Annotated in this window: 16 protein-coding genes and 1 pseudogene; 5 read left to right on the top strand and 12 right to left on the bottom strand. The window is 60.5% G+C overall.

The window, feature by feature from the left end:
* The 3 genes and pseudogenes from HX793_RS25140 to HX793_RS25130 all read right to left on the bottom strand — a co-directional run.
* Positions 1-586, bottom strand: a pseudogene (locus HX793_RS25140) (type IV secretion protein Rhs); the annotation flags it as partial.
* Positions 587-714: 128 nt separating this feature from the next.
* Positions 715-3,798 carry an efflux RND transporter permease subunit gene (locus HX793_RS25135; RefSeq protein WP_177096481.1) on the bottom strand — a complete coding sequence of 1,028 codons (3,084 nt, stop codon included), beginning with the start codon at positions 3,796-3,798 and terminating at the stop codon, positions 715-717.
* Positions 3,799-3,800: 2 nt separating this feature from the next.
* The gene (locus HX793_RS25130; RefSeq protein ID WP_177096483.1) at positions 3,801-4,907 is read right to left on the bottom strand and encodes an efflux RND transporter periplasmic adaptor subunit; all 1,107 of its coding nucleotides are present in this window, start codon (positions 4,905-4,907) and stop codon (positions 3,801-3,803) included.
* Positions 4,908-5,009: 102 nt separating this feature from the next.
* On the opposite strand from HX793_RS25130, the gene HX793_RS25125 reads away from it, so the two are divergent.
* The 3 genes from HX793_RS25125 to HX793_RS25115 all read left to right on the top strand — a co-directional run bounded on the left by HX793_RS25125 (position 5,010) and on the right by HX793_RS25115 (position 8,666).
* Positions 5,010-6,215 carry a multidrug effflux MFS transporter gene (locus tag HX793_RS25125; RefSeq protein ID WP_177061691.1) on the top strand — a complete coding sequence of 402 codons (1,206 nt, stop codon included), beginning with the start codon at positions 5,010-5,012 and terminating at the stop codon, positions 6,213-6,215.
* 76 nt (positions 6,216-6,291) lie between these two features.
* Positions 6,292-7,152 carry a pirin family protein gene (locus HX793_RS25120; protein ID WP_177096485.1) on the top strand — a complete coding sequence of 287 codons (861 nt, stop codon included), beginning with the start codon at positions 6,292-6,294 and terminating at the stop codon, positions 7,150-7,152.
* A gap of 68 nt (positions 7,153-7,220) precedes the next feature.
* A complete protein-coding gene (locus HX793_RS25115; RefSeq protein WP_177096487.1) occupies positions 7,221-8,666 on the top strand; it encodes a mechanosensitive ion channel family protein in 1,446 nt (481 codons plus the stop codon).
* A 14-nt stretch (positions 8,667-8,680) separates the two neighbouring features.
* Here HX793_RS25115 and HX793_RS25110 read toward each other — a convergent pair whose 3' ends face one another.
* Positions 8,681-9,523: an alpha/beta fold hydrolase gene (locus HX793_RS25110; protein ID WP_177053812.1), complete on the bottom strand. Its 843-nt coding sequence runs from the start codon at positions 9,521-9,523 to the stop codon at positions 8,681-8,683.
* A 331-nt stretch (positions 9,524-9,854) separates the two neighbouring features.
* Here HX793_RS25110 and HX793_RS25105 point away from each other — a divergent pair, with 331 nt between their 5' ends.
* Entirely contained in the window at positions 9,855-10,442 is a 588-nt protein-coding gene (locus HX793_RS25105) for a LysE family translocator (RefSeq protein ID WP_016976123.1), read from the top strand.
* On the opposite strand, the gene HX793_RS25100 is transcribed toward HX793_RS25105, so the two are convergent.
* The 4 genes from HX793_RS25100 to HX793_RS25085 all read right to left on the bottom strand — a co-directional run bounded on the left by HX793_RS25100 (position 10,384) and on the right by HX793_RS25085 (position 17,318).
* The gene (locus HX793_RS25100; RefSeq protein ID WP_016976122.1) at positions 10,384-11,277 is read right to left on the bottom strand and encodes an AraC family transcriptional regulator; all 894 of its coding nucleotides are present in this window, start codon (positions 11,275-11,277) and stop codon (positions 10,384-10,386) included. The two genes, HX793_RS25105 and HX793_RS25100, sit on opposite strands and share 59 nt — an antisense overlap.
* A gap of 71 nt (positions 11,278-11,348) precedes the next feature.
* On the bottom strand, positions 11,349-14,771 hold the full coding sequence (locus tag HX793_RS25095) for a hypothetical protein (RefSeq protein WP_177061683.1): 3,423 nt from the start codon (positions 14,769-14,771) through the stop codon (positions 11,349-11,351).
* A gap of 338 nt (positions 14,772-15,109) precedes the next feature.
* Entirely contained in the window at positions 15,110-15,601 is a 492-nt protein-coding gene (locus tag HX793_RS25090; protein WP_177053810.1) for a GNAT family N-acetyltransferase, read from the bottom strand.
* Positions 15,602-15,902: 301 nt separating this feature from the next.
* Positions 15,903-17,318 carry a purine-cytosine permease family protein gene (locus HX793_RS25085; RefSeq protein ID WP_177096489.1) on the bottom strand — a complete coding sequence of 472 codons (1,416 nt, stop codon included), beginning with the start codon at positions 17,316-17,318 and terminating at the stop codon, positions 15,903-15,905.
* A gap of 219 nt (positions 17,319-17,537) precedes the next feature.
* Between HX793_RS25085 and HX793_RS25080 the strand changes: the two genes are divergently transcribed.
* Positions 17,538-18,449: a LysR substrate-binding domain-containing protein gene (locus tag HX793_RS25080; RefSeq protein ID WP_177053808.1), complete on the top strand. Its 912-nt coding sequence runs from the start codon at positions 17,538-17,540 to the stop codon at positions 18,447-18,449.
* Between the two features lie 55 nt (positions 18,450-18,504).
* Here HX793_RS25080 and HX793_RS25075 read toward each other — a convergent pair whose 3' ends face one another.
* The 4 genes from HX793_RS25075 to HX793_RS25060 form a co-directional block, all read right to left on the bottom strand.
* The gene (locus tag HX793_RS25075) at positions 18,505-18,894 is read right to left on the bottom strand and encodes a hypothetical protein (protein ID WP_177053807.1); all 390 of its coding nucleotides are present in this window, start codon (positions 18,892-18,894) and stop codon (positions 18,505-18,507) included.
* Positions 18,895-19,009: 115 nt separating this feature from the next.
* Positions 19,010-19,378, bottom strand: a complete 369-nt coding sequence (locus tag HX793_RS25070) for a hypothetical protein (RefSeq protein ID WP_177053806.1) — start codon at positions 19,376-19,378, stop codon at positions 19,010-19,012.
* A gap of 264 nt (positions 19,379-19,642) precedes the next feature.
* The gene (gene argE / locus HX793_RS25065; protein WP_177053805.1) at positions 19,643-20,788 is read right to left on the bottom strand and encodes an acetylornithine deacetylase; all 1,146 of its coding nucleotides are present in this window, start codon (positions 20,786-20,788) and stop codon (positions 19,643-19,645) included.
* Entirely contained in the window at positions 20,785-21,462 is a 678-nt protein-coding gene (locus HX793_RS25060) for a DUF1028 domain-containing protein (protein ID WP_177053804.1), read from the bottom strand. Before HX793_RS25060 ends, argE begins: the two co-directional genes overlap by 4 nt.
* Positions 21,463-21,469 lie beyond the last annotated feature (7 nt).

Below are 21,469 nucleotides of genomic sequence, written 5' to 3'. Positions count from 1 at the left end.
GAATCGCCGCCCAACTGCCCGCCAGTACGCCGCTGCCTATGGCGCTGGCGGTCGAATGCTGCCAATAGGGTTTGAACTCTTTCCATTGCTCGCGCAGCCACTTCTCCAGGTCCGACGTCAGCCCGGCGTAGGAAGCAAACAGCGCATCGACCTGTTCCTCGGAAACGCCGCCCTGAACCCGCACTTGATAGCGTCCGCCCGCCGCGCAGTGGTGCGAGCCTTTGCCTTGTTCATCCAGCATGATCACGGTGGAACTGCCGTCATCCAGCCCGATCACCTCCACCGGGATGTTGCCAATCGGCACGTCATACACCGACTCGAACAGGCTCTCGATCTTCAGCTCGCCGCCCACCGCGCACTGGGCCACGGTGGAGAAGTCGGTATCCGAAATACTCATCGACCGCTGCGAATCCCCCACCCGCAGCACCCGATCCATCCCCAGCAGCGACGGCATGTCCAGCGCATGGCTCACCGAATCCAGCGCGCGCGAATACCACTCGCCCATTTGCTGGCGATAAATCACCAGGCTCTGATGGAAGCCATCCAGCTCAAATTCGATAAGGGCAATATGGGAGGGCCGGGTCATCGGCGCCGACTCCCTGCAGCTGATGCCCAGAAAGCCGACGCACCCGATAGAAAATTCATCTGCAATCCCTCGCACTGTGTGATCAGGCGAAGGACTTTGCAGAGGTTTTCAGGTGATATCTGTAGAGCTTATCCCGCTGTCACGTGGGATGTTTCAGCAGCTATCGTGCGCGTTCGGCCAAGCACCAGGCTGCACAGCGCCGGCAGGAATAACAGCGTCAACACCGTCCCCACCAACACCCCGCCAATCAGCACATAGGCGAGGGACGACCAGAACACCGACAACGTCAGCGGAATAAACGCCAGCGCCGCCGCCAGTGCCGTGAGGATCACCGGCCGTGCACGCCGCACCGTGGCTTCGACGATGGCCTCGCGAATCGCCATGCCGTGCTCCTGGTTCTGGCGAATCTGGTCAGTAAAGATCAGCGTGTTGCGCATCAGGATCCCGCCAATCCCGATCAAGCCCAGGATCGCATTGAAGCCGAACGGCTGGTTGAACAGCAACAAGGTCGGCACCGCGCCGATCAACCCCAGCGGTGCTGTGGCGAAGACCATGAACATCACGCCAAACGAGCGCACCTGGAACATGATCACCGTAAGGGTCAGCAGGATCATGATCGGGAACAGCGCGGCCAGGGCGACGTTGGCCTTGGCGCTTTCTTCCACCGGGCCGCCGATGTCGATCTGGTAACCGGCGGGCAGCTTGGCGATCAGCGGTTGCAGGTCTTTGTACACCGCCATTTCCACGTCGGGCGGTTGCACGCCGTCGATGATGTCGGCGCGCACTTCCATGGTGGCCGCGCGGTTACGGCGCTTGAGGATCGGCTCTTCCATCACTGCCTGGAAATGCCCGACCTGGGCCAATGGCACTGAGGTGCCGGCGCTGTTGGTCAGGGTCATGTTGTTGAGGTTGCCGAGGTCTTCACGTTGGCTGCCCTGGGCACGGGCGACGACGGAGACGGTGCGGTTGCCTTCACGCACTTCGGTGATCGGATTGCCGCTGAGCAAGGCATTGAGCTGGGACTTGACCTCGTTGGGCGTGAAACCCAGCAAACGCAGGCGGTCTTGATCCAATACCAGGCGATAGCCGCTGGTGCGCTCACCCCAATCAAGGAAGGCGTCCTTGGTCAGCTTGTTGGCGGCGACCACTTTGCGCACGTCTTCGGAGACCCCGCGTAGTACGTCCACGTCAGGGCCGGACACACGGAACACCACGGGGAACGGCACGGGCGGACCGAACAGCAACTGCGTCACGCGCACCCGCGCGGCAGGAAACTCACCGGCGGCAATGCGTTCGCGCATGCGCAGTTTCAAGGCGTCGCGAGCGTGGGAATCCGGGGTCTGCACAATCAGCTTGGCAAATGCCGGGTCCGGCAGTTCGGGGTTCAGCGACAGGAAAAAGCGCGGTGCGCCGCCGCCCACATAGGTGTCGACCAGGGTGGTTTGCGGCTCTTGCAGCAGGGCTTTTTCCAACTGCGCGGCCACCGCTTCGGTGCTTTTGAAGGCGCTGCCGGGCGGCATGTACACCTCAAGAATAAGCTCGGAACGGTCGGAATTGGGGAAGAACTGTTTCTTCACTACGCCCATGCCCAGCACGCACAGCACAAACGCCGCCACCACCAGGCCGGTGACCAGCCAGCGCCCACGCACGCAGGCTTCGACCAAGCTACGCAACTTCTGGTAGTAACGCCCGGCATAGATTGCGTCATGGCCGCCTGGCACCGGCTTGATCTGCGGCAGCAGTTTCACCCCCAGATACGGCGTGAACACCACGGCCACCAGCCAGGACGCGATCAGCGCAAAGCCGACGATCCAAAAGATACTGCCGGCATATTCCCCGGCACCGGAGCGGGCAAACCCCACTGGCAGAAAGCCGATGATGGTAACCAGTGTGCCGGTCAGCATCGGCGCCGCCGTGGAACTCCAGGCAAAGGTGGCGGCGTGAATCCGGTCGAAACCTTCCTCGAGCTTCACCACCATCATTTCAATGGCGATGATCGCGTCATCCACCAGCAAACCCAGGGAAATGATCAGTGCGCCGAGGGTGATGCGGTCGAATTCACGCCCGGTCAGCAGCATGATCACAAACACCACCGACAACGTCAGCGGCACCGCTGCTGCCACCACCAGGCCTACACGGAAACCCAGGGCCAACAGGCTGATCACCATCACCACCGCAAGGGCGGCAAAGAATTTCAGCATGAACTCATTCACTGCCAGGCTGATGTTTTTCGCCTGGTCGGAGACCTTGGCGAAGTTCACGCCCAGCGGCAGGTCGGCCTGGATCCTGGCTTCCTGGGCCTTGAGGCTCTTGTCCAGTTCGAGGCCGTTCCAGTGTTTCTCCATGATCACGCCCAGCATCAATGCCGGATCGCCTTGATGGCGGATACGGTAGCTGGGCGGGTCTTCATAGCCACGGCTGACGGTGGCTACATCAGCGATGCGCAACACGCGGCCATTGACTTCCAGCGGCACGTTTTCGATCAGCGACAGGCTGTCGAACGCACCGTCGATACGGATATAGGCGCGGGCCCCGGCGGTCTCGACGAAACCCGACGGCGCCACGGCGTTTTGTGCGGCCAATGCGGCAAAAATCTGATCCGGCTTGATGCCCAGGGTTGCCAGGCGCTCGTAGGAAAACTCCACAAACACCCGCTGCGCCTGTTCGCCAAGGATATTGACCTTCTTCACCCCCGGCAGGTTGAGCAAACCCTGGCGCAGGTCTTCGGCCATCTGCACCTGTTGCCGATGAGGCAGGTGTTCGGCTTCCAGGGCGTACAGCGCGAAATACACATCGGAGTATTCATCGTTGAAGAACGGACCGATCACGCCCTTGGGCAGCTTCGCGGCTTCATCACTGAGCTTTTTACGGGTCTGGTAGAACAGGTCCTGGATTTCGCTGGGGCGCGTGGACTCCTTGTAGGTCATGCGCATCGACACGAAACCGGGTTGGGCGATGGTCTCGACACGGTCGTAGTAGTCCAATTCCTGCAGGCGTTTTTCCAGGCGGTCGGCCACCTGTTCCTGCATCTCCTGGGCAGTGGCGCCGGGCCAGGCGGCGGTGATGGTCATCACTTTGACGGTGAAGGAGGGGTCTTCCGCGCGTCCCAGTTTGCCGAAGGAGAAGATCCCGGCGGCGAGGATCGCGATGATCAGGAACAGGGTGACCGCGCGATGTTTGACCGCCAGTTCGGAAAGGTTGATACCGCGCATGCTCAGTTGTCCTGTTTGCGGTTGAGGGCCAGTACTTGCGCGGGCAGCAGGCGCACGCTGTCACCGCTGTGCAGCAGATGTGCGCCGAGGGCAACGATGACCTGGCCGGGAGCAACACCACTGTTGAGCAGCGCGTCTTCCTGGCCGAGGCTGGCGACGCTCACCGGAGCAAAGCTGACTTTGTCATCTGCGCCGATCAGCCACACGCCGGTGCCTTGCCCCGCATCCTGCAGTGCGCCGATGGGCACGCGGGTTTGCTGGGCCTGGCCGTTGCCTTGCAGGCGTACGGTGATGGTGGAGCCGAGAGCGAAACGGTCGACGGCACCGTGCAGCACGTAACGGGCGCGGTAGGTGCGGGTGGTCGGGTCGGCGCTGGCAGAGAGTTCGCGCAAGGTGGCGGTCACCGCTCGGTCCGGCGCGCCGAAGGGGAAGGCCAGGGCTCTCTGTGAGGCCTGGTCACGCTGGTTTTCCGGCAGGTTGACGATGGCTTCGCGGGCACCGTCATGGGCCAGGCGCGCAACGATCTGCCCTTCGGCGACCACTTGGCCGCGATCCACGCGCACGTCGGTGATGATGCCGTCGCCATCGGCCTTGAGCACGGAGTAGGTGCGACGGTTTTCGATCTGGCTGGCGTCGGATTGCGCCGAGGCCAGTTCGGCTTCGGCCACCCGCAGGTTGGTCGCGGACTGGTCGAAGATCTGCCGCGACACGGCGCCGGTGTTGGCCAGGCGCTGGTAGCGGTTTTCGTCGTCACGACGCTGGCGCAGTTGTGCCTGGGCGGCGGTGACGCGGTTCTTCGCCGAGCGCAGGGCCAGTTCGAAGTCGCCGATGTCCAGCACCAGCAGGGTGTCGCCACGGGACACGTGCTGGCCAGGGTCGACCTTGCGTTCGATGATCTTGCCGCTGACCCGGAAACCCAGGTCGCTTTCGGTACGGGCCGCGACTACGCCGGTATAGGCGCTCTGCTGGGTGCCAGCGGCTTCGACTTTGGCCGCGAGGACTGGGCGCGGTTGAGGTACTTCGGCGGCAGTGTCGGCTTTGCTGTTGCAACCATTGAGGACCATCAGCAGGGCCAGGGGCGTGAGAAGACGCAGGGAAAGAGGGTGCATGGCGGGCTCCGGGGGTGACCATTGGGCAAAAAATTATGGACATAATCTTTTGCTCATATTATGGTCGAAATATAAATTAATCCAGCCCCCCGGATGCACCTCATGACAAACGCCCCGGTCCCCTCGCGAAGCCTGCTGTTTTTACTGGTGGCCCTGACGGCACTGGGTGAGGTTTCTACCCAATTGATCATCCCTGGCCTTGGCGCCATCGAGCAGGCATTGGCAGCGCCAGCCGGCTCGGCATTGATGGCACTGTCGGCCTTTGTCGCTGCCTTTGGTCTTGGGCAATTACTGTTTGGCCCGCTGTCGGACCGCATCGGCCGGCGCCCGGTGCTGATCGGCGGCCTGGTGCTATACGTGCTGGCGACCTTGTCGATGCTGCTGGTCCACGACATCCACCAGTTCATCGCCGCCCGCGTGCTGCAAGGCCTGGGCGCCTGCGCCGCGCTGGTACTGGCGCGTACGGTGGTGCGGGATGTGTGGAAGGCCGAGGCGGGGCCTGCACTGGCGTTGACCATGATCGGCATGCTCTACGCCATTGTGGTGGCACCGATGGTCGGTGGCCTGTTGATCAAACTGTTCGGCTGGCACGCGCCGATCGTCCTGGCGCTGGTGATTGGCAGCGTGGTGTTGCTGCTGGCCTTGCTGTTCTTTCGCGAGAGCAACCACTTCCTTGATCCAAAGGCCGGCCACTGGCGCACCCTCGGCGGGCAATACCTGGATCTGCTCAAGGGCCGCCAATACCGCGCGTTTGCCGTGGCTCTGGCGTGCACCTATGGCGCGATGTTTGCGGTGATTGCCGGTTCTTCGGCGGTATTTATCAACCTGCTGGGCTTCAGCACTCTTGAGTACGGGATCAATTTCGGCCTGATCGTGTCGATGCTCATCGTCGGCTCCACCTATACCCGACGCAACATCCTGCGCCTGGGACCCCAGCGGATTGTGGCGATGGGCGTGACGATGGTCGCCGTTGGCGGTGTGTCCGCAGTGGTCATTTATGAGCTGTTTGGCCTGTCGGTACTCGGCCTGGATATTCCTATCGCGCTGGTCACCCTGGGCGGCGGCCTGGTGCTGCCAGGGTCGGTGACGGGTGGCGTCATGCCCAACGCACACCGCGCCGGTCTGGCGGCAGGCTTGATGGGGTTTGCGCAGATGTTCGGCGCCACCTGCAGCGGCGTCTTGCTCAGCCAACTGCGCGATGGCAGTGCCGCACCGATGATCATCATCCAGGCCTGTTTTGCGCTGACGGCCTTTGTCGCGTTTCATCTGCTGCGTCAGCGCCAGGTCAAGGGATTGTCCTATACGTAGGACGATCCAGGCCGCTTTTGCCGGCTAGTGCTCAACGGCCAGCAGCCTTATGGTGTATGCACTTTGGAGGTACACCATGAAAAAGCTTATCGGCATCTACACCAGCCCTCGCGGCCATTGGGTCGGCGACGGTTTCCCGGTGCGCACGCTGTTTTCCTACGACACCATGGGCAAGCACATCAGCCCATTCCTGTTGCTGGATCACGCCGGCCCGGCTGATTTCACGCCGACTGAACAACGTCGCGGCGTCGGCCAGCACCCTCATCGCGGCTTTGAAACCGTGACTATCGTCTATGACGGCGAAGTCGAACACCGTGACTCCACCGGCGCCGGTGGCACCATCGGCCCCGGCGACGTGCAATGGATGACGGCCGCCAAAGGCATTCTCCACGAAGAGTTCCACTCCGAAGCGTTTGCCCGTAGCGGCGGGGCGTTGGAGATGGTGCAACTGTGGGTCAACCTGCCGGCCAAGGACAAAATGGCCGACGCCGGCTACCAGACGATTGTCGATGGTGACATTCCGGTACTGCCGCTGGCCGACGGTGCCGGGCAACTGCGCCTGATTGCCGGTGACTTTGCTGGCACCCAAGGCCCGGCCCACACCTTTACGCCCATCGACGTGTGGGACTTGCGCCTCAACGCGAGCAAACCCGTCACATTGGATCTGCACGAAGGGCGTAACACCGCCCTGGTGATCCTGCGCGGCACGGTCTTGGTCAATGGCGAGGAAGTCGCGCGCCAAGGGCAATTGGCGCTGTTTGAGCGTGATGGTCGCCAACTGACGCTGGAGGCCAATGACGACGCCAAGGTGTTGCTGCTCAGTGGCGAACCCATCGACGAACCCATCGTCGGGCATGGGCCGTTTGTGATGAATACCGAGCAGGAGATTCATCAGGCGTTTGCGGACTTTCAATCCGGTCGTTTCGGGCAGATGTAAGCACACCCGCTATACCCTGCAGCGGCATTTCATGCGATCTTCACGGCATTCGCCCTGGAGTCGCCTGGATGCCCTCATTTATCGCTGATCACCCGATGCTGTGCGCCCTGGCGCTGATCTTTATCGACATCGCCGTGTGGCGCCTTATTTCCGTCAACCTCGCCAACTGGAAGCTCGCGGCGCGGTTGGCGATCTTTGCCGTGTACAGCGCCGTGCTGTTCAACGACGGCATGAACCCCATGCAAGTGGCGCCCTATGCGGACAACACCGCCTTGCACCTGGCGGCCACCGCCTTGCAGATCGGCTGGTGGCTGTTCGCGGCGCGTACGCTGACGGTGTTGCTCGGTGCGGTGATGATGCAGCGGGTCGGGCACACCGGGCGCCTGTTGCAGGACCTGGTTGGCGCCGTGATCTTCCTGATCGCGATCATCGCCGCCATGGCCTACGTGCTCGACCTGCCGGTCAAGGGCGTACTCGCCACGTCCGGCGCGGTGGCGATCATTGTCGGCCTGGCGCTGCAAAGCACGTTGAGCGATGTGTTCTCCGGGATCGTGCTCAACACCACCAAGCCGTATCAGATCGATGACTGGATCTCCATCGACGGCACCGAAGGTCGGGTGACCGACATCGACTGGCGCGCTACGCGCCTGCAAACCTCCCAGGGCAGCCTGGCGGTGATCCCCAACTCCCTGGCGGCCAAGGCCAAGATCATCAATTTCTCGCGCCCGGCGGACATGTTCGGCCTCTCGGTTAGCCTGCAAGTCAGCCCCCATGCGCGTCCGCAAACCGTGATCGAAGCGCTGGAGCGGGCGATGCAGGGGTGTCGGCCGCTGCTGGGCAAGCCGGCGCCGAGTGTGGCGTTCAAGACCTCGGCCAGTGGTGGCGTCGAGTATGAGATCAGCGGTTTTGTACCGGCCATGGCCCTTAAGCGTGAAGTGCGCAACCAGCTTTACGATTTGGCCTTCCGTCACCTGCAAGCGGCGGGCGTCGGCTTGCTGTCGGCCACTGAAAGCAGCGCACCGCCGGCAATGTCTGCGGCGCGCGCGTTGCTGGAGCGTTCGTCGATTTTCTCCACCCTGCGTCAGGAAGAAAAAGATACCTTCAGCCAGAACATGACCCTGCACACCTACCGTGCCGGCGAGATGATCCTGCCGGCCGGGGAGGTCAGTGATCATTTGTTTATCGTCGAATCCGGGGTGGTCTCGGTGATGCTGACCAAGGGCGGACACAAGTTCGAAGCCGGGCGCATGGGGCCGGGGGAGGTGATTGGCGAGGCGGGTATTCTGTCAGACCAGGCGGCGCTGGCGGATTTCTCGGCCAAGACCTTCTGCACCCTTTACCGCATCGAGAAGGAATACTTGAAGCCCTGCCTGGATGCGCGGCACGACATCAGCGAGGCCATGAAGACCTTGCTGGATTTCCGCCTGCACGCCGCGCAGGCCTTGACTCAGGAAGCCCCGGTGGTGCCAGTCAAGAAGGGCTTCCTGCAATGGTTGCGCAATCGCGGGTTGTAGACCGGGTACAGCGTCTATTTGCCGTCGAGGAAGCCCAGTACGGCCGCATTGAACAACGCCGGGTCCTGCAGGAACGCGAAGTGGCTGGTGTTCGGCAGGATCAACAGACCAGCACCGGGAATGGTCGCCGCCATGTACTCGGTGTGTTCGCGCTTGATGGCTTCGTCATGGTCGCCGTCGGCAATCAGGATCGGCGTCTTGATGCTCTGCAGTTGCGCGTCGGTCCAGTTCGGCTGGCTGGCCCACATATGGCTGATCTGCTCGACAAACGCGTCATACTCTTTCGGCGTCGGCGACAGCTTGGCGTACTCCTTGCCCGCGCGCTCGATAAAGGCGGCGAAGGTCGGATTTTTTTCCACGGCGTCCTTCACACCCGAGGTCTGGGTGTTGGCGGCGAAGGCGAATACTTTACCGATACGGTCCGGGTGACGCAGGGCCAGGTCGATGCCGATGATGGCGCCGTCGCTCCAGCCGACGATATCGGCGCGGGGGATCTTCAGGTGGTCGAGCACGGCCACCACATCGTCGGCCATCAGGTCATAACCGTAGGGTTTGTCATCCCGCGAACTGCGTCCGTGGCCACGGCTGTCGATAGTGATCACCGTGTGCTTGGCCGCCAGCGCCTTGACCTGGTTGCCCCAGTAATCGGAGTTGGACAAACCGCCATGCAGCAGCACCACGGGAGAACCATGGCCGCTGCGCGTGTAGTACACCTTGATGCCGTTGACGGCAGCGTAGCCGGTTTTCGCGCCCGCCACGGCGGCGGGAGTCGGCGGCAGGGTTTCCCAGCGTTCAGCGGCTTGCGCAGCGGAAAAAGACAGCATCAGGCAGGCAGCTGCCAACAGGCGACGTGACATAGCGGTTCCTTCTTTGCGATGAGTAGGGGCTGAACTCTAGCACCGGCTCCGGCACGGGAAATACGCATTTTTGCCTATCAAAAACGGCTATTTGAAAGAAAAAAATGCAGTTATATCAATGGAATAAAAGCGTCTAAACGACCTTGTGGGCGATCAGTCTATTGGCACAATCGATCAGGGTCTCGCTGCCGGGCGTGGTTGCCAGCCCAATAGCCGGTGGGCTTTTTCCGTTGAGTCGTTAATCCGACGAGGGTCATTTTGTTCAATACCCCGAGCAACGCGCCGTTTACCGTGGCCTCACCATCACGGTTTCGAATAAAAGGGAATTGCAATGAGCTTGATCATTTCCATGGCCGCCTTCGCTTTGGCCACCTCCATCACGCCGGGACCGGTGAATGTGGTGGCGCTGAGTTCGGGGGCTCGCTTCGGTTTTGTCGCTAGCCAGAAGCATGTGTTCGGTGCTGCCGTCGGCTTCACGCTGTTGCTGGTGTTGATTGGCCTGGGTTTGCATGAGGTGCTGGTACGCTGGCCGATTTTGACCCAGTTGATCCAGTGGGGCGGGGTGGCCTTCCTGCTGTACATGGCCTGGAAACTGGCTGCGGACGATGGCCGGTTGGACGCCGAGGGCGCCGCCACGGCGCCGTCGATGCTCTATGGCGCAATCATGCAATGGCTCAACCCCAAGGCGTGGCTGGCCTGCGTGGCGGGGATGGGCTTGTTTGTGGCGGATGGCGCTGCGGCACAGGTCTGGCTGTTTGCAGCGCTGTATCTGGTGATCTGCTACCTGTCGGTGGCATGCTGGGCCTACGCCGGCACCTTCCTGCGCCGCTACCTCGGCAACCCTCAGGGCGTGCGGCTGTTCAACCGTTCGATGGCCGGGTTGCTGGTGGCCAGTGTGGGTTATTTATTGCTGGCTTGAGCCCGTCGCGGTATTGCCCGGGAGTGGCGGCAAAATGCTGTTTGAAGGCGCGTTGGAAATGCGCCTGGTCGGCAAAGCCTGCGGCGAGGGCCACATTGGCGATCAGCTCGCCGTCGCGCAGTTGGGTACGGGCAAACTGGATGCGCTGGTTGACCAGGAAGGCGTGGGGCGTAAGCCCGTAATACTGTTTGAACGCACGGATCAGGTACGACGGCGACAGCTCGGCCGCCAGGCAGATGTCCTCCAGCTTCACGGCATCGGTGCAATGTGCGCGGATGTACTCGGCCGCCCGTTCCAGCTTGTGATTGACCTCCCGCAGCGGGCTGCTGGCCGGGTTCAGGCGCTGCTGGACCTCGCTGAAATAACTCACCAGCGCGCTCTGCTTGTGCAGATGTTCGGCGTGCTCGTCCACCAGTATCCCGTACAGTTCCAGCAGGCCGTGGTACAGCACGGTGTCGCGGGTATAGGGCGTGTTGAACGGTCGAAAACCCTGATCGGTGCTGAAACCCAACTGGTATTGCAGGTCGGTCAGCCAAGGCGTGTCGATGTACAGCATCTGGTAGGACCAGTGCTGGTTGTCGATGGGGTTGCAGGCGTGTACATCGCCGGGGTTCATCAATACCACGGTGCCGGCGCTGATCTGGAAGGTCTCGGCGCCGTAGTGGTAATAACTGCAGCCACGGGTGACGGCTCCGATGGAGAAATGCTCATGGGCGTGACGGGTGTAGGTGACCTTGCGTCCGTCGGCAATGGTGCGCGCTTCGATAAACGCCAGCGAAGGGTCGCGCCAGAAGCGGGGCGAATCCGAAGGGTGAGTGATGGCGTTCGGCAACATGAAGAGGGCTCCATCCTGAGCGGCGTCGAGCGGGGATCATTACACAGCCTGACGCCCCATCGCCATGCTTGTCAGACCAGCAACGCCGCGCGGTCGCCATTGGGCACCAGGCGATTGATATACGCTGTCCACGGGTCGTACCCGCCAGCCGCCTGTTCAAGCGTGAGCGGGTTGGCCGCACGCTCGCGCAGCGCCGCACTGCCCATCAGTAGTTGGCGCTGGACGATCAGCGTCGCCAATGCGCTGGAGCGTGCGGACTTGAACGTCTGCGGCGCGCGGGGCCTGCGCTCATCCGGGTTGCGCCATTGGGGCGCGGGCAGGGTGAGGTCGAGTTTGCGGATGATCACTTCGGGTTGCAGCGCCGGGAGCGCAGATTTATCGGGCGCACGGCCTTCTGCATAGGCCGGCCAGTTGAATCGCTTCCACGCATGGGGCCTGGGCGTGTTGCCCTCGGCAGTGGCCTGGATGACGTGGGCGTATTCAAGGTCGCGTCGCGGCAGGATGACATGGTGCAGGGGGAAAATTTCATAGAAATACCGGTCGCTGAAATACTGGACATAAACCAGTGTTGCAAACCGGCCATGAGTGGCTGCCTTGCTGAGGCTGAAGCACTCAACCTGTCCGTATTCCAGGGCTTCGCGTCTTGGCAGCGACAAATGCGATAGCCAGTAATTGAGCGTCTCTACATACGCCACCTGTAGCTGGTCCAGTCGCTGCGCGAAGGCGTTGCCGAATCCGACATTGATGTTGTTCAGTTGGTGGAAGTGTTTCGCCATTTCCGGGTAGTCGAGGTTGCCTTCGGACGCACGCCAACGCTTGGTCTGGGCCTTCAGCTCACCTGCCAAGTGCAGCTCGACAAGGGTGTGCTGCTTTGCATCGGGTGGCGATTCCAATATTGGCGCTTGCAGCTCTGTCTGTTGCGGGTAGACCCGCTGCAGGTCTTGATGCGCCGTGTCGTGAAGCGAAGCGAACGATGAAGAAAAGGTCTCCAGCGCATTTTTCAGGCGCTCGCGTTGTTCATTGAGCGCCCTGATGGCGTCATTGACCTCAATGGCGGTGTAACGCTCGCCCTTTGCCAATACCCCATTGGCGACGGCCCAATCAATAATCGGTGCGGTTACATTGCTCTGGTTGAGAAACCGTGCCCAGCCTGTCGACGCCGGCATGTGGGCGAGGGTCATGAAGTCTTCGTAGCTCAGTTGACGCGACGAGCCCGACAATTCCTGCTCGGTGTACATGACGTAGTGTTTGAACAGCACCCAGGTTTGGGAGGTCATGTAGGGCAATGATTCTGGAATATTGCGAATCAGGAACTCCGGCGACTTGTTGGACAGCAGCATGTGGGCGGCCAGGGCTGCTGTGGGGCGTGAAAGCGCCGTCAGGCTGGCTTCGATGATTTCGCGGACGAACCCAAGGGACTCACTCCATAGATAGCTGTCTGTCAGGTCGAACACGTTGATCGAACCCTGAGGTGCATTCAATGTAGGGTCCAGGCTCAGTATCAGCGCGGCCAGCACCAGTGCTTTACGGCTGGCACGGGTGGTGGTTTCACCGGCGTCGCGCCCATGCCAATCGACCTGGTTTGACAACGCTTCGCCGAGCGCCTGAGCGCGGGCGGAATGCAGTAGGTGAGTCAGCAAAAAGTCAGCTTCGGCGCGCACGTCGTTCACTGGCTTGTCTTTCAGGATCGGTTCGCTCAGGTAGGTAAACAGGTGGGTGTACGCCTGCGGAAGGGCGCGCCGACTGATATCGAGGATCAGCTGGTTTTGGGGCCGCGACAAGGTCCAGCGTGAAGGTTGCGCCAGGGTCAGCGCGCGCCAGTAATGGCTGGACTGAGGTTTGATGGTCAAAGGGATTGCCAGCAGGCGAGCGGTCTTAAGTGCTTCACCTGCGTTACTGGGGGCTTCGATTTCACAGAGCGCGAGCGCCTGCTTGAGGGAGACCTCGCCATTACTGCGCAATTCGCCGCCGTTGTCTCGGACGGCACTCAGCAGCGGCGGTAGCAGTGCTCGCAGGCGCTCATTCTCCAGTACGTCAGCACTGAGTTGCTTCCACTGCCCGTCCAGCCCCCGGGCGCCTATATGCGCAACAGTGAGTAACACATGGCTGCCCGGGTCAATGCCTTTAGCATCGCGCAGAGCGATGAAATCCGGGTGCTCTGTCAGCTTCACCAGCAATTGGCGGGCCTTTTCCAGCGCAGGCCCGAAGACATCCGGGTCCATGTCGACGATCCGGTTGAGCTCAATGCTGTCCGCCGCTTGTTTACCTGAACCGGTTTGTTGCAGCGCGACCTGCAGGTGGTAACGATCATTGAGCAGGCCCAGGTACTTGCGATGGGCATAGACCGCGGAGAAGGAGCGTGCCCATTCGCTGATGTAGGGCACGGCAGGTGGCGACCATTGGCGTAACAACGCCAGCAGTTGCGTCAAATCGCCCCCGCTGGCAGGGCGTTCGATACCGTAGACGGACAACAAAGAGGCCACGCTGAACGTCTCATCCTGGTACACACTGCTCTGGAGTGTGTCGGCCAGTCGCTCCAACTCTTGCCACTGAGGTGTATCCGAGGGTGGAATACAACGGGTGTTGTTCTGACGGCTGGGCGGGAGGATGCACAGCGCTCGCATTTCGTAATCGTAATAGTAGATGGCGGTATGTTCGGCGTCCCCGTCGAGGCCCAGTTTACCGATGAGCGCACCCAACAGTCGGGTGGCGTTTTTCATGGTGTGGGCCAGCAGCGAGTCAGAGCGCAAGGCGATGTGTTTGCGGTACACCTGGAGCCAATCAAAATCTTGGTCGCCGTTGCGGGTTTCTTCCAGTACGCGAATCAACTGCTGGTAGTCCAATTGCTGGTTTTTCAGCTCGCTATGAATGACCGACTTGCTGTGGCCGCTGTCATCAATGCCAGGAAAGCCGTTGAGCGCGTGTAGCTCATCAACAATCACCTGAACCTGCAAGCTGTTGTCGGGCAGCGGGTAGCCATGGAAGGCAAGGGCCAGCTTCAAGGGCAATGTGCGGTCCTCGATCTCAAAACGGTTGCCCAGGTAGGGCAGGCCAAGGTTACCGGTGTCGATGACTTGGGTGATCGCCAGGATCGGGTACGCCACTTCCCGCCATCCCGAATCATCGGCCAGTGTGAAGGTGTGCAACGGCGCGTGGTGGGGCGCCTGTTTTCTCACCTGCAAACGGGTGCCTTGCAGGGACAGGGTTGGCAGGTCGAGGTCTAGGGCATCTGCCCAGTCGAGAAAGGCCGGTTGATTGATCGCTTTCCAGTACGCGGCGAGCCAGTTGCTGAGTATTGAGTCTTCGGGAATGGTGACGCGCAGCTCATGCAGCGACCGCGGCGGGGTTGGGCCTAATGTCACTGACAGTGTGTTGATCAGGTTGGCGGCCAGGGTCTGGCTGGCCTTGAGTTCCATGCTTTGCGCCTGGCTCAGATAGGCGGGTGAAGGGGAGAGGCTTTCAACGGGGTGGGTGAAATGACGCAAATGTTCCATGGCGATGAGGCTCGCTGGGTAAAGGGAGCTTGCATCGTCCAATGCCCTGGCGTTGGCCGACAGGGGGCGCTTCCTGTCGGGCGGTGGCTTAAATCAGCCGCCTGAGTAGGCGGTCAGATCCCCCTTTTGTCACCCGTTGTACCGGGTTTATGCTAGAACCGCGGCTGACCCGTTTTGAGCCTGGTTGCACCATGCCCTCATCAACATCCATAAAGCGCAGCCTCTCACAACTGCTTAGACAGAAACTTCCGGCTGCTACCCTCAGGTTCGCAGGGCACTTCACTGAACGAGGATACGGTTGGGTTGGTCGCTGATTTTAACATGCGCTGCGTTCATCTCTAGAGCGCCATGACCATTTCATGCCACGCCATGCCACCGTGATCCGACGGTGACGGCTGCACGTACTGATAGCCCATCCGCTCATACAGCGGCACGTGTTGCTCCTTGCACATCAGATGAATCGTCTGCTTGCCCATGGTGCGCATGCGCTGCACAAACTCAGTCATCAACGCCTTGGAATAGCCCTTGCCCTGATGCGTCGGATCGACCACCACCGACATGATCACCACATTCGGCGCGTCGGCTGAGTGGCCTACCAACTCCTTGAACGCCTCGTCCGACATCACCACCTCGTGGGCGCAACCGCAGTTGATAAAGCCCACCACCTTACCGTCTGCCTCCAGGATGAGAAAGCCTTGCGGGTATTGCGCAATGCGTGTGGCGATCTTTTCCAGTGTCGCGGCTTCGTCGCCTTCGTAGGCGGTGGTCTCGATTTCAAAGCAACGGGCTGCATCAGTTGGGAGTGCGTTGCGGAAGGTGAGGGCGGGCATGGGCGTTTCCTGAGGCGTTAAGCAAAAGTTCACATCATAGGCATCGGTCAAGATCCCTGCCAACCAAGCCGTCGTCTTTGCAGGGGCACGGGCTTCTACATCCGTTAAAAATAGCTAGAAAGGCTTATAAATACCTTATATAAAAATAAGTTTTTGATAAGCAAAAGCCACAAAAAATGCAAAGAGGCATCCCCTGGTCCGGTTGAATACGCCGGTCTCCAAAAAGCGCCATCCGAGGCTAGCGTAAAGCTGAATTCGAATGGCGCACAGGCCGACTATTTCACTGACGCAGGCAGTCTATTCAGACCTCACCCACCAGCTTCCCACCTTCCATCCGGCGCTTATACGCGCTGTCCCGACTCGCCAACCAGAAATACAGCGGCGACGTCACCACCAACCCCACCACCCAGGACAAGTCTGCCCCGTTGATGTGTTCCGAAATCGGCCCCACATACAGCGGCGTGTTCATGAACGGAATCTGCACCACAATGCCGACCGCATACGCCAACAGCGCCTGCGGGTTGTACCGCCCGTAAATCCCGCCATCCACGCGGAAGATCGAGGTAATGTCGTACTTGCCCTTATGGATCGCGTAGAAGTCGATCAGGTTGATCGCCGTCCACGGCACCAGTACCACCAGTAGCACCAGCACCATGTCGACGAAGTGGCCGATGAAGTCCTTGGAGGCAAACACCGCGGCAATTGCACAGGCCGCCAGCACCAGGATCGAGATCACCGCGCGGCTTTTGGCCGTTGGAATCCAGCGGTAGGCAAAGGTCTGCACCAGGGTGATGATCGACAGTACGGCACCGTACAGGTTGAGGGCGTTGTGACTGATCACGCTGAGCAGGAACAACACCAGCATCAGGGGCCCAATCGCCCCAGTGGCGAGTTTGACGGCGTCCATGGTATCCATCCCCACCGGAGTCGCCAGCACGGCGACCGCGCCGAAAATGAACGACAGGCTGGAGCCCAGCGCCGAGCCGAGGTAGGTGGTCCAGAAGGTGGACGCAACCGGCACGTCAGCCGGCAGGTAGCGTGAGTAGTCGGAGACGTAGGGAGCGAATGCGATCTGCCACAACGCTGCTAGAGACACGGTCGCCAGCACGCCTGCGATGTTGAATTCGCCGCGTGTCAGGAAGTCGGTGGTCTGTACGTGGGTGAAGATGTAGCCGAAGCCCAGCACGATCCCGGCGCCGAGCACCCAGGTGCCGATGCGGTTGAGCACGTGGATGAAACGGTAGCCGATGATGCCGATGATCCCGGAGCCGATGGCGCCGATCACGATGCCCACCGGCACGGGCACCGCGTCGACTACGCCGTGCAGGGATTTACCCGCAAGTACGATGTTGGAGGCGAAGAAACCGATGTACATCACGCCGGCGATCACCACCACCAGCAAGGCGCCGAGGGAGCCGAACTGGGCGCGGCTCTGGATCATTTGCGGGATGCCCATTTGCGGGCCCTGGGCTGAGTGCAGCGCCATCAGCACGCCGCCGACCAGGTGGCCGACGAGGATGGCGACGATGCCCCAGAGGAGGTTGAGGTGGAACAGTTGCACACCCAGTGCACCCGTGACGATCGGCAATGGCGCGATATTGCCGCCGAACCACAGGGTGAACAGGTCTCTTACCTTTCCATGGCGATCTTCCGGGGGCACGTATCCAATCGTGTGTTTTTCGATAAGCGGGGCGGAGGATGTTGCAGTGGTGACCATGACGAACTCCAAGGCAAGGTGAGTACGTTGACGTACTTCGCTGTGCGCCACGTGCGCGGCGCTTTGTTGTTGGAGTGATGATCTGCAATGGACACGGGGAGGTAAATTAGTAAGTTTGTTGCTATAGACCTTAAAAAATATAGCTCGCAGCCTTGCCGCGCTCCGGTATGTTGCCTACACCTGTTTAGCGGGCGAAGTTCCACGTTTCTGGAGGTCCCGATGGCTGCGTACAACCTGCGCCAACTCAGATATTTCGTCACTACGGCCGAATGTGGCAGCGTCGCCGAAGCCTCGCGCAAGCTGTACATCGCGCAGCCGTCGGTGTCCACGGCGATCAAGCAGTTGGAAGACAGCTTTGGCGTGCAGCTGTTTATCCGGCATCACGCCCAGGGCGTGTCGCTGACGCCCAGCGGCGCACGCTTCTATCGCAAGGCCCTGGAGCTGCTGCGGGTGGCCCATGAGTTCGAGCAGAACGCCCTGGCGGACAATGACGTGGTGGCGGGGCAGATCGATATCGGCTGCTTCGAAACGGTTGCGCCGCTGTACCTGCCGCGCCTGATCGCCGGCTTCAAGGCGCGCTGGCCAGGGGTGGAGATCCGCATACGTGATGGCGAGCAGCAGGAACTGGTGCAGGCGCTGACGGCGGGCAGTATCGATGTGGCGATGCTGTTCGAACATGACCTGGGTGCAACCATCGAGACCACACCCCTGATGCCGCCGCAGCAGCCTTATGCGCTGTTGCCGGCGGATCATCGTTTTGCACAGCAGGCCAAGGTGTCGCTGGCGGACCTGGTGCTGGAACCGATGATCTTGCTGGACGTGCTGCCGAGCCGCACCTACTTCGTGAGCATCTTTGAAGAGCGCGGGCTGACGCCGAATATCGTGTTCAGCTCGCCGTCGATCGAGATGGTGCGGGGGATGGTGGGGCGAGGGTTCGGGTTTTCGATCCTGGTGACCAAGCCGTTCACCGAGTACACCTACGATGGGCAGAAAGTGGTGTGTGTGCCGTTGGCGGAGATGGTGACAGGTTCAGGCTTGTCAGCAGTCTGGCTTCGCCGCGCGCCGCTGACCAAGCCGGTGCAGTTGTTTGTGGATTATTGCCGTGAAGAACTCGCGCGAATCCTCGGCTGAAATGATCGTTCTCATGCAATGCATGGGAACGATCAGAGGGGCGGGCCTTTACTGGTTAACTTTCAGGCCCGTAGTTCCTGATACCTTCCACATGCAGCCAATCATTAAACGTCTGGGTCACCTTATTCACGCTTTCCCGATATTCTGGACTATAGGTGCCATCACGCTTGTCAGGATGGAAGTTGAAGCTGAATGTCTTCGACTGCATCGGCCCTTCTCCAAAGTCCTGGTCGCTTGATTCCGGTTCCCCAATCTCCACTTGGACATTATTGCGCCTGGCGGCTTCAGAGAGCAGATCGATCACCCTCGGATAGTGTTCTTCTTTCACGGTGATGCGATTGTGTTCATTGTTGGGTCTGTTATGCCCGTCAGCGCTCCCTGCGCTTGGCGCTACTTGAGGTGTCATAGGGTTGAGAAAAAAAGAAGAAGGCTGAATGTTATTCATGGTGTACACCTAAGAATTGAGGGGTATGTAAGCATCCAAGTTGGACGCCTCTCTGTGTGGCGAACAAACGCGTCAGGCTGGCAAGCTGCTGTGGGAGTGCTCACCAAGTCCGAATTTATTCGGCCGGGGCGTAATTCCTGATACCGGCCTCATCAAGCTTCTCTTGGAACTCTCGACGAAAATCACTGATCCTCATCTGCAAGGCGGGGCTGAAAGTACCGTCAGGATTGTTGGGTTTGAAGGTGAAATGGAGTGTGTGGTGCATGTTGAATCCACCACCAAAGTCATCGAGGTCATGGAAGTCATCTTCCAATTTGATATCAATGTCTTTTAGTCTCGCGAGATCATGGAAGATCTCCTTCGCTTTCGTGGAGTCCTGCAGGCCTACTGTAAAACGGATGTCGGTGTTATTGGGCCGCAGCCTTAGCGCCTCAGGTGCCGGCTGATGCAACAAAGGACTGGAGAGTGAGTGGATACTTTGCATTGTCGTTATCCGCGAATTGATTACTTAGGTATGGCTCAATCAGCCACATTCCTGTGTGGGGCGAGTATTACGCGCAGTTCCTGGCGATTTATCGGCGAGTGGATCGAAATGTTTCACTCCGTCAACGTAGAGTTTTCCACCAGCCAAGCGCTTGGCGACTACAGCGTTATTTGTATCGTTCCCACATGCGGGGGATAGCAAGTAAGAACTGGCGCGGTAACTGGGTGAAATGCAGGGCAAGATGGGGGGCGGTAGAGAGACGGCTCAACGGCGAATCGAGTCGAGCATCCGCCCCAGCATGGCATCGCATCCCAGCAACTGCTCCACCCTCACAAACTCATCCGGCTTATGCCCCTGGTCCATGCTCCCTGGCCCGCACACCACCGTGGGAATGCCCACTGCATCAAACAACCCGCCCTCCGTACCAAACGCCACCGTGCCGAACTCCCGTGAGCCGGAAAACGCCGCAATCCACTCAGCCGCCTGGCTGCGCTCATCGGTGACCAGCCCTGGGTAGGCCGACAACTCGGTAAACCGTATTGCACTCTGCGCACTCACTGCCTGCATGCGTGGCAACACCTGCTGCTCGGCGTACGCCTTCAACTCATCCGCCACCTCGGCCGGGTCCTGCGACGGCAACGCACGCACCTCAAAATCAAACCGACAATCCGCCGGAACGATATTCAGCGCCTTGCCACCGCTGATCACGCCGGTTTGCACCGTGCTGAACGGCGGGTCAAACCGTGCATCCTGGGTGTCCCGCAGACGCTGCCCAATCCGTCCCAACTCGCCAATCAACTCGGCAGCATGCTCAATCGCATTCACCCCATACGGCGCATAGGCCGAATGACACGCCTCGCCATGCACATCGCAGCGCATCGCCAGTTTGCCCTTGTGGCCGAGCACCGGCTTGAGTTCGGTCGGCTCCCCGATAATGCATAGCATCGGTTTCACCGGCCGTTGCTCCAGTACCGCGAGCAACGAACGCACGCCCAGGCAACCGACTTCTTCGTCGTAGGACAAGGCGATATGCACCGGTATCCGCAAGGGTGCCTCGACCAACGCAGGCACCAGCGCCAACACACAGGCGATATAGCCCTTCATGTCGGCGGTGCCACGGCCAAACAGCTTGCCGTCGCGTTCGGTCAGCTCGAATGGCGGCACGGTCCAGGGCTGGCCGTCCACCGGCACCACATCGGTATGCCCCGACAGCACGATCCCCGGCAATTCAACCGGGCCGATACTGGCAAACAGGTTGGCCTTGCTGCGCGCTTCGCTGTAGACCAACTCGCTGGTCACCCCGAACCCCGCCAGGTAATCACGTACAAACTCGATCAGTTGCAGGTTGGATTCGCGGCTGGTGGTGTCAAACCCCACCAGCGTCTGCAGCAGTTCGCGGCTGGTGTTCATCGGTCGTCTCCGGCCACGCCGTAGCCAGGGGAACAGTCCGGGGCAAGGGCGCGGTCGATGTAGTCCTGAACTTGCGGGCGATAGGCATCCCAGAGCTTTTGCAATTCAAGAATCGGTTGTTCGTCAGCCCAATCCACGCGCAGGTTGATGATCGGCCAGGTCAGTTCGCCCACCACCACCAGCGCGGCGGAATGCACCGGACCGGCTTCGCCGCCGGCGGCAATGGCGGCGTGCATCGCCGCCAGCAGGCGATCGGCCAACTGGCCTTCGCCTTGCTCAAAGGCCGTGACCATCGCTTCGATCACTGCACGGTCAGCGAGCATATTGCCTGCCGCCACACACTGTTCGCCCGACACGGCATTGTGTGTACCGAGGGTTTCGCTGCCGCTGAAATGCACGCTGCGGCCCAGATGATCAATCGCCGTCAGTTGCCGGTACTGGCTGTAACCGTTGCGCGTCAGGGCCTTGTCGATCGCGTCGGCAGGGGCGAGGCCTTGTTCCAACAAATCCAGCACGTCCGGGCCCAGGGCCGGGAGGGTGATGTTCTGGGTCGACACCGCGCCCACACCAGGCCGCAGCCATGGGCAACGGGCACCCACGGCAATGCTCGATGAGCTGATGGCAATGCCCAGCTGGCCGGTTTCGGCGCAACGGCCGACGATTGAAAAAGTCATGTGCGGC

This window comes from Pseudomonas reactans, assembly GCF_013387025.1.
Classification (GTDB): domain Bacteria; phylum Pseudomonadota; class Gammaproteobacteria; order Pseudomonadales; family Pseudomonadaceae; genus Aquipseudomonas; species Aquipseudomonas reactans.
Note: the sequence above shows the minus strand (reverse complement) of the source record. Positions and strands in the feature narration are given on the sequence as shown.

Coding starts and splice junctions, on each gene's coding strand:
- HX793_RS25125 (WP_177061691.1), top strand. CDS start 5,010: ATGACAAACGCCCCGGTCCCCTCGCGAAGCCTGCTGTTTTTACTGGTG.
- HX793_RS25095 (WP_177061683.1), bottom strand. CDS start 14,771: ATGGAACATTTGCGTCATTTCACCCACCCCGTTGAAAGCCTCTCCCCT.
- HX793_RS25075 (WP_177053807.1), bottom strand. CDS start 18,894: ATGAATAACATTCAGCCTTCTTCTTTTTTTCTCAACCCTATGACACCT.
- argE (WP_177053805.1), bottom strand. CDS start 20,788: ATGAACACCAGCCGCGAACTGCTGCAGACGCTGGTGGGGTTTGACACC.
- HX793_RS25105 (WP_016976123.1), top strand. CDS start 9,855: ATGAGCTTGATCATTTCCATGGCCGCCTTCGCTTTGGCCACCTCCATC.
- HX793_RS25070 (WP_177053806.1), bottom strand. CDS start 19,378: ATGCAAAGTATCCACTCACTCTCCAGTCCTTTGTTGCATCAGCCGGCA.
- HX793_RS25090 (WP_177053810.1), bottom strand. CDS start 15,601: ATGCCCGCCCTCACCTTCCGCAACGCACTCCCAACTGATGCAGCCCGT.
- HX793_RS25060 (WP_177053804.1), bottom strand. CDS start 21,462: ATGACTTTTTCAATCGTCGGCCGTTGCGCCGAAACCGGCCAGCTGGGC.
- HX793_RS25115 (WP_177096487.1), top strand. CDS start 7,221: ATGCCCTCATTTATCGCTGATCACCCGATGCTGTGCGCCCTGGCGCTG.
- HX793_RS25135 (WP_177096481.1), bottom strand. CDS start 3,798: ATGCGCGGTATCAACCTTTCCGAACTGGCGGTCAAACATCGCGCGGTC.
- HX793_RS25080 (WP_177053808.1), top strand. CDS start 17,538: ATGGCTGCGTACAACCTGCGCCAACTCAGATATTTCGTCACTACGGCC.
- HX793_RS25120 (WP_177096485.1), top strand. CDS start 6,292: ATGAAAAAGCTTATCGGCATCTACACCAGCCCTCGCGGCCATTGGGTC.
- HX793_RS25100 (WP_016976122.1), bottom strand. CDS start 11,277: ATGTTGCCGAACGCCATCACTCACCCTTCGGATTCGCCCCGCTTCTGG.
- HX793_RS25085 (WP_177096489.1), bottom strand. CDS start 17,318: ATGGTCACCACTGCAACATCCTCCGCCCCGCTTATCGAAAAACACACG.
- HX793_RS25130 (WP_177096483.1), bottom strand. CDS start 4,907: ATGCACCCTCTTTCCCTGCGTCTTCTCACGCCCCTGGCCCTGCTGATG.
- HX793_RS25110 (WP_177053812.1), bottom strand. CDS start 9,523: ATGTCACGTCGCCTGTTGGCAGCTGCCTGCCTGATGCTGTCTTTTTCC.